This is a genomic window from Enterobacter cloacae complex sp. OE43NF (assembly GCF_023544405.1).
GTDB lineage: Bacteria > Pseudomonadota > Gammaproteobacteria > Enterobacterales > Enterobacteriaceae > Enterobacter > Enterobacter cloacae.
In genome coordinates, this window is record NZ_JAMJFW010000029.1 from 1 (window position 1) to 12,617 (window position 12,617).

Consider the following 12,617-nt stretch of genomic DNA (forward strand, 5'->3'; position numbering starts at 1 on the left):
GCAATATCAGGCAGCCAATGAAGGCACCAATAATAATGAAGATCAGGAAGGCACTCGCAATGGCCATGAAAATCCACGTTTCCAGAATGGTGATGGCTTCGGTATTTCAACCTCCTATGATTTCTCCGGCGATTTAAGTGGTCTCAGCTTCGGTGCAGCTTACGCATCTTCTGACCGTACGAATGTTCAGGTTGCTGAAGGCAAAGCTTTTGAAAGCATCGGTATGGCCGGAGGTGAAAGAGCCGAAGCCTGGACCGTTGGCACAAAATATGATGCCAATAATGTCTATCTGGCGATGATGTATGCAGAAACCCGCAATATGACTCCAATTGGTAATTATGGTATAGCCAACCAGACTCAAAACTTTGAAGCTGTTGCGCAATACCAGTTTGATTTCGGTCTGCGTCCTTCCCTCGCCTGGGTCTACTCAAAAGGTAAAGACCTGGATGGTAAAGGATTCAACCACGACCTGGTCAATTATATTTCCGTTGCAAGTACCTACTATTTCAATAAAAACTTCTCCACTTACATCGATTACAAAATCAACCTGCTTGATGAAGATGAATCATTGTATGAGGCGTATGGTATTTCTACCGATGACGTTGTAGGTATTGGTTTAACTTATCAGTTCTAATATTTAAAAAGTGCAAAGGCCGCAATCGCGGCCTTTTTTTATTCCTGCGCTCTCTATTACGGCGCTTCCTGCAACGCCACCCGAATAAACCCGTTGTTCTGCGCAAGTAACTCATGCGCTTTCCATGCATCCAGCCCGGTCAGCACCATCAGCACCGCCGTTTTGCAGTTATGGTTACAGCTCTCCAGCGCGGCTTTTGCTACCGCTCGGGTGCATCCCCCCGCTTCCATCACTATCGCGATTTGCCGTTCAGCCCACTGGGTGCTGCTCGCTTCCAGATCCACGCGCAGGTTGCTGTAAACCCGCCCGGTGCGGACGGCCAGCCCGGTGGTCACCATAGAGAGGATCATTTTCTGCGCAATGGCCGCTTTGGTGTTCAGATACCCGGCAACCACATCCGGGCCCAGCTCTGGCGCAATCACCATACTTGCCAGCTGCGCCGCTTCGCTTTGCGCATTATCGGTAATCACCGCCACCGGTGAACCGAGCGACCACGCATGCCGCATGGCGCCCCAGACCCACGGTGTTTTTCCGCTTACGGTGACCGCCAGCATCATATCGTGCTCGCCAAAGTTAATCGCCTGCAGGTCGGCAACGCCGCGCTCGTAGCTTGTCGCATCGTCGCCCGCCGTGATGGCCATCACCGGGGTTTTACCCGGGGCATACTCATCCGCCGCCTGTTTCGCCACACAGCCGGACGGCCCCGCGCCAACCATAACCAGACGCCCCCCGTGGCTCAGGGTCGCGGCGGCGTTATCCACCACACGGGCAATAATGGGTAAAAAAGGGGTGATTGCAGCGGAGATAAGTGCATCATCCTGGTGAATGACTTTCAGCATGTCCAGCGTGGACAATCTATCGATATTCATCGTGCTGGCGTGCCGTCTTTCCTTGGCCGAACCGGTAAGCATAATGCTCATAAACAGCCTCCTTATTATGAGTACCCACACACTATAAAGTGTTTTATATGGATGACATGCGAGGAGGGTCACGAAAAGCGGAGCAAATGCATGCTTTTACACAGCTTTAAGAAAAGCGCGTCATCGGCGATAATTACCCCTTTCTTCTTCATCGCGGAGTGTTGATGAGCGATTTGCAGCCCTTTCCCCAGACGCGCAAGCGCCCCATGAAACTGAACACGCTGGTCACGTTGATGGTGTGCGCGATCATCGCCTCTGTGCTGCTGCTGGTCTTTGCGCTCTATTCAGTGCAGATCACCCGGGCAACCCGTGATGACGTCAAGGATACGGCGCTGGGTATTGCCCGTACGCTGGCGAACAGCCCGGAGATCCAGCGTGGCCTGATGCAACCGCCGCAGGCCGATATCATCCAGCCCATCGCCCAGGGCGTTACAAAACGCAACGACCTGCTGCTGACCGTGGTCACCGACATGCGCGGTATTCGCTATTCGCACCCGAACGAAGCGCTGATTGGCCTGCATTTTATCGGCGACGATCTGAACCCGGCGCTGGAAGGGAAAGAGAACGTCTCCGTTAACCGGGGCGCGCTCGCGGAAGCCCTTCGCGTATTTACGCCCGTGTATGACAGCCAGCACGAGCAGATCGGCGTGGTGGTGGTCGGCATCTCGCTAAAAAAAGTGGAAGACCAGATCGCCCGCGGGCGACTCAACGCCGTCTGGACCATTTTGTTCAGTATCTTTATGAGCTCCATGGCGATCTGGGGACTGGTTCGCGTTCTGAAACGCATCCTGTTCGGGCTGGAGCCGTATGAAATCTCCGCGCTGTTTGAACAACGTCAGGCGATGCTGCAGTCGCTGCGCGAAGGAGTGTTAGCGGTCGATATTCATGGCCGCGTGACGATGATAAACCACACCGCCAGAGAGATATTGCTCCTGCCCTCCGGCAAGCAGACCGAAAACGCCAGCGCCCCCCTGCTGGCCAGCCTGCGTGAGGTGTCAAAAACGGGCATCGCGCGTCAGGATCAGGAGATCAGCTGCAACGGACGGCTGCTGCTGTGCAACATGGTGCCGGTGAAAAGCCAGGAGCGGGTGATAGGCGCCATCACCACCTTCCGCGACAAAACCGAAATCAGCCAGCTGATGCAGCGCATCGACGGCATGGTGAATTACGTCGATGCCCTGCGCGCCCACACGCACGAGTTTATGAACAAACTGCACGTGATCCTGGGTCTGCTGCATATCAAGCGCTACGACAAACTGGAAGAGTACATCCTGCAGACAGCGCACAATTATCAGACGGACATTGGCACCATCCAGAGCAAGGTGAAATCCCCGGTTATTGCCGGGTTCCTGCTGGGTAAAATCAACCGGGCGAAAGAAGCGGGGATCACCCTCACCCTGGCGGATGAGTGCCAGATACCGGATACCGCCAACGAAGAGCAGGTCGCGGTGCTGGTCACCGTGCTCGGTAATTTGATTGAAAACGCACTGGACGCGATGGAGGGCCAGCCGGAAGGCGAAATCACCCTGCTGCTGCACTATCAGAATGGCTGGCTCAGCTGTGAAGTCAGCGATGACGGCCCGGGAATTGATCCCGCCCAGCTGGAGACTATTTTTACTAAAGGCTTCTCAACAAAAGGTGAAAACCGGGGCGTTGGGCTGTTCCTTGCCCGCCAGCAAATTCAGAACCTGGGCGGTGATATCACCGTCGAATCTGAACCTGGCGTATTTACCCAATTTTTTGTTCACATCCCCTGGGATAGCGAGAGGAATATCGCGTGATAAATGTATTAATTGTCGATGATGACGCCATGGTAGCCGACCTCAACCGTCTGTATGTTAACCGTGTTGAAGGCTTTAGCTGCTGCGGCGTCGCCTCCACGCTGAACCAGGCCGAGGCCATTATTAACAACCCTGCCCAGCCGGTTGATCTGGTGCTGCTGGATGTCTACATGCAGCAGGATAATGGGCTGGATCTGCTGCCAGTGATCCGCGCCTCCGGTCGCCCAATCGATGTCATTATGATCTCTTCGGCTGCGGACGCCGCGACAATCCAGACCTCTATCCATTACGGCGTGGTGGATTATCTGATTAAACCGTTCCAGTTCCCGCGCTTTGAAGAGGCGCTGAACGGCTGGAAGGCAAAGCACAGCCTGATGGGCTCGCACCAGTATTATGAGCAGGCGGACGTCGACAGGCTGATCCACGGCGGGGCGCCGGAGCTGGCAGACAGCAAAAAGCTGCCAAAAGGGTTAACGCCGCAAACGCTGCGCACTATCTGCCAGTGGATTGACGCTCACCCGGAGACCGAGTTTTCCACCGATGACCTGGCCAGTGCAGTGAATATCTCGCGCGTCTCCTGCCGCAAATATCTGATCTGGCTGGCGCAAATCAATATTCTGTTCACCAGCATTCACTACGGCGCTACCGGGCGCCCGGTATATCGTTACCGTCTCCAGCCCGAGCAGACAGGCCTGCTCAAACAGTACTGTCAGTAATGCGGTAACTATTATCCAGTAAAGTAAAGCGGAAGTGGTGCGCTGACGAGAGCACCACTTCTTTTGTTTTGGTCACAAAGATCGCTTCAATATCAGGTCGCGCACGCAGTACCGCACAGCCTTTCTCCACGCCCATGCCGTACATCAGCGTGGTCCAGATATCCCCGTCGATGGAATCGTTTGAAATGATGGTCACGCTGTCCAGTTCGTTATCCAGCGGATACCCGGTACGCGGGTCCAGGATGTGGTGATAGCGCCTGCCGTTTTGTTCAAAGTAGCGTTCATAGGTTCCCGACGTCACCACGGAGCGGTTCTCCACCGTCATCGCGCCGATCAGCTCATCACCCGCAAACGGTTTTTTAAGCCCCACGCTCCAGCCCCCCTCCGGCGAGCCCAGCGTCTGGATATTGCCCCCGAGGTTGATCAGCCCGAGTTCAGCGCCCTCTTTGCGCAGATAATCCCGCACCCTGTCAGCGATATAGCCTTTGGCGATGGCGCCCAAATCAATCTCCATCCCTTTTTGGGTCAAAAAGACGCTACTGCTGGCCTCGTCCAGCACCACATCCTCAGGACGGGTAATCGCCAGCAAGGCGGCGATGTCTTCAGCGGGCGGCACGCTGTCGCCGCGAAAGCCGATTTTCCACCGTTTCACCAGCGGGCCAATCGCCAGGTTAAACGCGCTGTCCTTGAGCAGACTCGCCGCTTTTGCGCAGCGGATCAGCTCGAACACCGGACGGCTGACGCTGACGGGCCGCTGTCCCGCCGCATGGTTGATATCCATAACTTCAGAGTGCGCACGGTTAACGGTAAGCAGATCTTCGTACTGTTTGATCAGGCGAAACACGCGGGATGCGAGGGCTTCGTCATGGGAGAAGAGTTTCAGAAGGATGGGAGAGCCCATCAGGACGGCGGAATAACTGTAAACGCGATGGTCATCAGGCATAGCATGAGTCCTCAGATGTAGCCCCGGCAAGCACCGCGCCGCCGGGGAAAATGCCGGATAACGCTGCGCGTATCCGGCATACAACACAGGGGTCTTACTGCTTTTTCGAACGCATAGCCGCCTGATGTCCTGCAAGCGTACCAAAAATAATGATATCTGCCACCGCGTTACCGCCGATACGGTTACCGCCGTGGATCCCGCCGACCACTTCACCGGCCGCAAACGCCCCTGGCAGCACGTTGTGGTTGCTGTCCAGCACGCAGGTTTCGGTGTTGATGGTTACGCCGCCCATGGTGTGGTGCACGCCCGGCGCAATCTGAATGGCGTAGAACGGCCCTTCGTTGATGGGCGCACGCAGCGCGGTGGTACGGCCAAAATCATCGTCATACTGTTTTTCAACAAAGCCGTTGTAGCGCTCAAGGGTCGCCAGGAAAGCGTGGTAATCCATTCCCAGCGCCTCGGCCAGGGCTTTTGGCGAGCTGGCGCTGGTCACAAAGCCTTTAGCGATGTACTCATCCGCCGCTTTGTTTTTGGCACGAACGTGCTCGTCAAAGACGATATACGCGTATTTCTCCGGCAGTGCGATGATTGAAGCCGAGACTTTATCGCGAGTTTCCATCTCATTGAAGAAACGGTTCCCCTGCTGGTTCACCAGAATCGCTCCGCCGCCGCGAATGGATTCGGAAATCAGGTACGAGGTTTTCTGCTCAACGGTTGGGTGGATCTGGATCTCGCCCATATCTACCGTACCGGCACCGATGCGTTCCAGCAGCGCGATACCGCCGCCGGTTGCCCCTTTGTGGTTGGTGGTGACAAAACCTTCCAGGTCAGGGCGGTATTTCACCACCATCTGGCTGTTGGCGCTGAAGCCACCGGTGGCGACAATGACGCTTTTAGTGGTCACGGTAAGGGTTTCGTTCTCTTCTGTGGTCAGACGCACGCCGGTGACTTCGCCGTTTTCGAACAGGATGTCGCTGACAGACGTATCAAGCATTACGTCGATGTTGCGCTTATTGACGTTACGCACCAGGCCGCTGATCAGATAGCCGCCTACCGCAGAGCCGTCTTTTGGACGGTGCGTACGGTCAATACTCATCCCGCCGGTGGTGGTGATGTCATTCAGCATAATGCCGCGGGTTGCCAGCCATTCAATCGCCTGCGGCGCATTCTCCACGAAGCGGCGCAGCAGTTCCGGGTTGTTCTTGTTACCGCCCCCTTTCAGGCTCTCCTGGTAGAACAACTCTTTGCTGTCCTGGATCCCTTTCACCCGCTGGAAGCGCGTCTCGGCGGCATTCATCCCGGCAGAAGCTTTGATGGTGTTCCCGCCAATGGTTGGCATCTTCTCAACGATCAGCACGCTCGCGCCTTCATCGTGGGCCTGAATGGCTGCGGCCAGACCGGCACCGCCGCTACCCACTACCACCACATCCACGCTGCGGGTCGCGTTCGGGTCAGCGCCCTCTTCCGCCGCCAGCGCTTTGCTGGATTTCAGCATCGCTTTAGAGACCGCTTTCTTCACCGCTTCACTCTGGCTGGTTGCACCCGTGATGGCATCCACGTGCGGGGTGTTGGCGTCCAGAATGCGGGTGCGGATCTCTTCAAAGCTGGTGACAAACTCAACGTCTTCGCTCGGGCCAGACGCCAGCGCAATATCGGCGATGCGATCGGTTTCCAGGCTAACGTTGATTACCAGTTCGTTAACATCGTCCTGCACCTTCTCAGTGAACATGCCTGGCTTGAATTTTGATTCGCCCATGCTCATATCGCGGATCATCGCTTCCACCAGCGAGAAGCGCCACAGTGGTTCAGGAATGCTCAGCTCTTCGCGTTTGGTGCTGTCCATAAACAGCTCCAGACTTTCACCGGCCGCGATCCGGTCAGTCCAGTCCGGGTAAGCGATGGTAGCGCGGCCCACGGCAATCAGGTCGTAACCGCTATCCAGCGCCTCGTTAACGTCAGCGGCATTTACCACGCCGCCGACACCCATCACCGGAACCTGAGCCAGGGTTTCAGAGCGCATGGCGCAATATTTTTTGATGAGCGGGGTTGGGTCCTGCGTGTCGACAATGGAAGGACGCAGGGTCGCCCCTACGGAGAAGTGCAGATAATCCACACCGCGCGCCGCCAGTTTTTCCAGCAGGTACATGGTGTCTTCAAAGCGGATGCCCGGGACTTCCAGCTCTTCAGGGGAGAAACGGTAGCCAATAATGAACGCGTCGTCAGCGTACTGGCGCACCATTTTGTGCGTGACATCCAGCACCGCCAGCGGGAATTTAGCGCGGTTATCGCGGCTGCCGCCCCACTCGTCGTCGCGCTGGTTAGAGTTCGGGGAGTAGAACTGCTGAATCAGGTAGGTATTTGCGCCGTGAATTTCAACCCCGTCGAAACCGGCCTGGATAGCGCGGCGAACGGCTTCACCAAACTTGCCGATCATGCCTTCCACTTCTTCACCGGTCAGGGCAACCGGCGTGGCGGCCCCGTCACGCGGCGCGGCAACGGCGCTTGGGCCAACCGGCGTGCGGCCACCGATCAGTTTTGGATCGACCATACGGCCGCCGTGGTAGATCTGCAGCAGGGCTTTCGAGCCTTTGGATTTAATGGCGTCCGCGATTTTCGCCAGCCCGGCGATTTTCTCGTCATTATCGATACCAATCGCGCCGGGGAACGCAAGGCCGAGATCATCGATAAAGCAGCATTCAACAATAATGGTACCAATGCTGCCGGAACGGGCCCGATAGTACTCCACCAGCTCGCTGGTGACCGTGCCGTCGTAATAGCCGGTACAGGTGGTCATGGGTGCCATTAACAAACGGTTTTTCAGTTCAGTGCCATTCGGTAATGTGAAGGGGCTCAGAATACGTTCGTTAGTGCTCATAATTGAAACTCCAAACTTTAAAAATTAAGAATTCGTTATCGGATTGATTTTTTATTTCGTCGTTATTTGCCGATGTCATGATATTAATATAATGATTTTTTTAGTTTCTAAAGTTATTACGTTAGTTAAAAAACTATTTAATCCCTGCGATAACACAAATAACACATTGGTGTTAGATATTGTAATTTAGCCATTCACAATAATTTAAAATTCGTTAAATAACGAATGGTAAAACCATTTCACCAAAAACCAATAAATCCCATATAAATCAACAATATAAAAACTATCAAAACTCAACATTGTTACAGAAATGATAAATTGAACTCATAATATACGTAATACCCATATACGCCAGAGTGGTTATTAATAAAAGCATAAAAATACCGCTGCAATTCCCTTTTTTTGATCGCGATCAATAGTTATGGCATCCAAAAGCGCAATATAAAAACATCATCAATTTTTAATTTAGCGCAAACCAAAATGCGTTAAATAGCTATTACTGAAAATACAAATCAGCACCTTTAATAACTAAAAAAAGCAAAGAAACTTAAGAAAGCAATTTTGTTTTTCAGTGCGACCGAATTTTTGACAACTTAAGACGTGAAACTATGAATACAAAAACTGCTGTAACGCCCCCTGTGGCGAACCAGGCATCAAATGGGAAAGCAAAACGACTGCTGATGATGGCATTGCCCGTCATCGTCGCCGTCCTGCTGCTGTTTGTTCCGGTACCAGAAGGACTGCCGCCTTATGCGTGGCACTACTTCGCGATCTTTGTCGGCGTGATCGTCGGCTTAATCTTCGAACCGCTGCCGGGCGCGGTGATCGGTCTGACTGGCGTGGTGGCGATTGCGCTGTGCAGCCAGTGGGTGCTGTTCAGCCCTGAACAGCTGGCCGACCCGAAATTCAAGCTGGCAGGTGCCTCCTTTAAGTGGGCCGTGAGCGGGTTTGGTAACTCGACTGTGTGGCTGATCTTCGGCGCCTTCATGTTCGCCGCGGGCTATGATAAAACCCGCTTCGGCCGCCGTCTGGCGCTGATTCTGGTGAAATATCTCGGCCGTCGCAGCCTGACGCTCGGTTATGCCATCACCTTCGCGGACCTGCTGCTGGCACCGTTTACGCCGTCCAACACCGCACGTAGCGGCGGGACCATCTACCCGATCATCGCTAACCTGCCGCCGCTGTATGGCTCAAAACCAAACGACCCAAGCGCGCGTAAAATTGGTTCGTATCTGATGTGGGTGGCGATCACCGCGGCCTGTATCACCAGCTCGATGTTCCTCTCCGCCCTGGCGCCGAACCTGCTGGCACTGGCGCTGGTGAAAAGCACGGTAGGGATTGATATCTCCTGGGGTACCTGGTTCCTCGCCTTCCTGCCGCTGGGCATTCTGCTGATTCTGACCATGCCGCTGCTGGCCTACTGGTTCTACCCACCAGAAGTCAAAGTGAATAATGAAGTACCGCTGTGGGCAACCCGTGAACTGGAAAAACTGGGCAAACTGTCCCGCAATGAAATTCTGCTGCTGGTGTTCGTGTGCTGTGCGCTGCTGATGTGGATCTTCGCCGCCGCGTGGATTGAACCAGCCATGGCTGCCCTGCTGATTGTGGGTCTGATGCTGTGGACCGGCGTGCTGGAGTGGAACGATATCACCGGAAATAAAGCCGCGTGGAATACCTTCGTCTGGTTCGCCACCCTGGTTGCGCTGGCGGACGGCCTCTCCTCTACCGGCTTTATCAGCTGGCTGGGTAAAGAAGGCGGTCTGTTAATGAGCGGTATCTCGCCGGGCGTTGCCACCATCGTGCTGCTGCTGGCGTTCTACCTGCTGCACTACCTGTTTGCCAGCACCACCGCGCACACCACCGCGCTGCTGCCGGCGATGCTGACCATCGCCTCCACCATTCCGGGCATGAATATGGAAGTCTTCGTCCTGCTGATGGTGACCTCGCTGGGTGTGATGGGGATCATCACCCCGTACGGTACCGGCCCAAGCCCGATTTACTACGGTAGTGGCTACCTGCCAACCAAAGACTACTGGCGCCTGGGCACTATCTTCGGTGCCATCTTCCTGGCGGCCCTGCTGCTGATTGGTTATCCGTGGATGTCCATGATGTTCTGATTCCTGACCGCCGGACTTCTCCTCCGGCGGTTTTATTTTTCTGGAGCAAGCTATGTCAAACAAACCGTTTTTTTATCAAAACCCCTTCCCACTCGCGCACGACGACACCGAATACTATCTGCTGACCAAAGAGCACGTCTCCGTTGCTGAGTTCGACGGTCAGGAAGTCCTGAAAGTCGAGCCAGAGGCACTGACGCTGCTGGCGCAGCAGGCGTTCCACGATGCTGCGTTTATGCTGCGTCCTTCCCATCAGAAGCAGGTCGCCGCCATTCTTAACGATCCGGAAGCGAGCCAGAACGATAAGTACGTTGCCCTGCAGTTCCTGCGTAACTCTGAAATCGCCGCTAAAGGCGTGCTGCCAACCTGCCAGGATACCGGCACAGCGATCATCATGGGTAAAAAAGGCCAGCGCGTCTGGACCGGCGGTGGCGATGAAGCCGCGCTGAGTCAGGGGGTGTACAACACCTACATCGAAGACAACCTGCGCTACTCCCAGAACGCGGCGCTGGATATGTATAAAGAGGTGAACACCGGCACCAACCTGCCTGCGCAGATCGACCTCTACAGCGTCGACGGCGACGAGTACAAATTCCTCTGCATGGCGAAAGGCGGCGGTTCAGCCAACAAAACCTACCTCTATCAGGAAACCAAAGCGCTGATCACTCCGGCGAAGCTGAAAAACTATCTGGTGGAGAAGATGCGTACCCTGGGTACCGCGGCCTGTCCGCCTTACCATATTGCCTTCGTGATTGGCGGAACCTCCGCGGAAGCGACGCTGAAAACGGTGAAGCTGGCCTCCACCCGCTACTACGACGCCCTGCCTACCGAGGGGAACGAGCACGGCCAGGCGTTCCGCGATGTTCAGCTCGAACAGGAACTGCTCCAGGAAGCGCAGAACCTGGGTCTGGGTGCGCAGTTTGGTGGTAAATACTTCGCTCACGATATCCGCGTGATCCGCCTGCCGCGCCACGGTGCCTCCTGCCCAATCGGCATGGGTGTCTCCTGCTCCGCAGACCGTAACATCAAAGCGAAAATCAACCGCGACGGGATCTGGATTGAAAAACTGGAGCACAACCCGGGTCAGTACATTCCTGAATCGCTGCGCCAGCAGGGCGAAGGCGACGTGGTCAGCATCAACCTCAACAAGCCGATGAACGAGATCCTGGCGCAGCTTTCCGCGCACCCGGTCTCTACCCGCCTGTCGCTGAACGGCACCATCATCGTGGCGCGTGATATCGCCCACGCGAAGTTGAAAGAGCTGCTCGACAACGGCGAGGAACTGCCGCAGTACGTTAAAGACCATCCGATTTACTACGCGGGCCCGGCCAAAACGCCGGAAGGTTATGCCTCCGGCTCCCTCGGCCCAACCACTGCAGGCCGCATGGACTCGTATGTGGATTTACTGCAGTCCCACGGCGCGAGCATGATCATGCTGGCCAAAGGCAACCGCAGCCAGCAGGTGACGGATGCCTGCCACAAACACGGCGGCTTCTACCTGGGCAGCATCGGCGGCCCGGCGGCGGTACTGGCGCAAAACAGCATCAAGAGCCTGGAGTGCGTGGCGTATCCGGAACTGGGAATGGAAGCCATCTGGAAAATCGAAGTGGAGAACTTCCCGGCGTTTATCCTGGTGGATGACAAAGGTAACGACTTCTTCCAGCAGATCCAGAACAAACAGTGCCAGGGATGTTCACAGCGCTGAGCGTTTCCATAGTGCCGGCAGCCGCGACAACGTTTGATTGATCCTCTCACGCTTGTCGCTGCCCGGCTTCCAGATAGTGACCATCGTCTGACTTATCCCCTGGCTGCCCACTTCGGTGGGCAGCCTTTTTACGTTTTTCCACTGCGTCGCATGAAGATGGGTCGGCAAAAAGCCCCAGCCACAGCCCTGTTCCAGCAGGCCGCGCAGCATCTCAATTTCATTAGTGAAAAGGGTATGCCCGGCAATTTGCAGACGACGGGCAACCGGTTCATCTGACGCGGCATGCATAACCACCTGCGGAACCAGAGAGAGATCGAGCAGCGAAACCGGCGTGGCAACCTTCGCAAAAAGCGCGTCTGCGGCGTAAAAATCCATGTCGATGGCTCCCAGAGCCCGCCACTCCATCTCATTACCCACGCTGCGGTTGCGCGCCTGGCAGATACCTAAATCCGCCTCTCCGCTCGCCAGCAGGGCTTCGGCCTCGTCACGCGACGCGCTGGTCAGGCTCAGGCGTATTTTTTGTGCCGCCATCTCTGCAATCAGCGCCTGCAGAAAAGCCCGGGGAGTGAACGGATCGTAAACAAGAGCAATGTCCTGCGTCGCGCTGTCCGGCACCGCTCTGGCAAAGGCCTCAAAGGCTTTCACCTGACGCATCAGCAGGTGCGCCTGTCGCTGAAGCTGTTCCCCTTCAGGCGTTAGCCGCACGCTGCGTCCCTCGCGCAGGAACAGGGCATAACCCAGCCCGTCCTCAAGAAAATCGATCAGATCGCGCAGGGTCGTACGGTCTTTACCGAGCTTAATGGCCGCCTTCATCAGGCTGCCGTGCTCTGCCACCGCGGTAAACGCCTCCAGCTGGGCAAATGAATAGACCATCGCCTGCTCTCCCTTCATTCCGTTTTTCGGGGGAATTTCCCCCATAACCCGTTTTT

9 protein-coding genes are annotated in these 12,617 nt (G+C 55.5%); 5 read left to right on the top strand and 4 right to left on the bottom strand.

All coding sequences use genetic code 11. The annotated features are described in order from the left end of the window. On the top strand, positions 1–634 hold a 634-nt coding region (locus M8370_RS14465), incomplete at its 5' end, for a porin (RefSeq protein WP_250021227.1). 56 nt (positions 635–690) lie between these two features. On the opposite strand, the gene M8370_RS14470 is transcribed toward M8370_RS14465, so the two are convergent. Beyond that, positions 691–1,554, bottom strand: coding sequence for an N-acetylmuramic acid 6-phosphate etherase (locus tag M8370_RS14470; protein ID WP_248031311.1), 864 nt, complete (start codon positions 1,552–1,554; stop codon positions 691–693). A 164-nt stretch (positions 1,555–1,718) separates the two neighbouring features. On the opposite strand from M8370_RS14470, the gene M8370_RS14475 reads away from it, so the two are divergent. Further along, positions 1,719–3,335 carry a sensor histidine kinase gene (locus M8370_RS14475; RefSeq protein WP_013097754.1) on the top strand — a complete coding sequence of 539 codons (1,617 nt, stop codon included), beginning with the start codon at positions 1,719–1,721 and terminating at the stop codon, positions 3,333–3,335. Next, on the top strand, positions 3,332–4,051 hold the full coding sequence (dcuR, locus tag M8370_RS14480) for a two-component system response regulator DcuR (RefSeq protein WP_013097755.1): 720 nt from the start codon (positions 3,332–3,334) through the stop codon (positions 4,049–4,051). Before M8370_RS14475 ends, dcuR begins: the two co-directional genes overlap by 4 nt. Here the strand turns inward: dcuR and M8370_RS14485 are convergent. Continuing rightward, positions 4,032–4,994, bottom strand: coding sequence for an FAD:protein FMN transferase (locus tag M8370_RS14485; RefSeq protein WP_045292550.1), 963 nt, complete (start codon positions 4,992–4,994; stop codon positions 4,032–4,034). The genes dcuR and M8370_RS14485 overlap by 20 nt on opposite strands. A 94-nt stretch (positions 4,995–5,088) precedes the next feature. Next, positions 5,089–7,869 (bottom strand): flavocytochrome c, encoded by a 2,781-nt coding sequence (locus M8370_RS14490; RefSeq protein ID WP_250021228.1) that lies wholly within the window; start codon positions 7,867–7,869, stop codon positions 5,089–5,091. Positions 7,870–8,477: 608 nt separating this feature from the next. On the opposite strand from M8370_RS14490, the gene M8370_RS14495 reads away from it, so the two are divergent. Both M8370_RS14495 and fumA read left to right on the top strand, forming a co-directional pair. Next, positions 8,478–9,986, top strand: coding sequence for an anion permease (locus tag M8370_RS14495; RefSeq protein WP_013097758.1), 1,509 nt, complete (start codon positions 8,478–8,480; stop codon positions 9,984–9,986). Positions 9,987–10,038: 52 nt separating this feature from the next. Further along, positions 10,039–11,688: a class I fumarate hydratase FumA gene (fumA, locus tag M8370_RS14500; protein WP_020687590.1), complete on the top strand. Its 1,650-nt coding sequence runs from the start codon at positions 10,039–10,041 to the stop codon at positions 11,686–11,688. Here the strand turns inward: fumA and M8370_RS14505 are convergent. Then, positions 11,677–12,606, bottom strand: a complete 930-nt coding sequence (locus M8370_RS14505) for a LysR family transcriptional regulator (protein ID WP_239511005.1) — start codon at positions 12,604–12,606, stop codon at positions 11,677–11,679. The genes fumA and M8370_RS14505 overlap by 12 nt on opposite strands. Between the last annotated feature and the right edge of the window lie 11 nt (positions 12,607–12,617).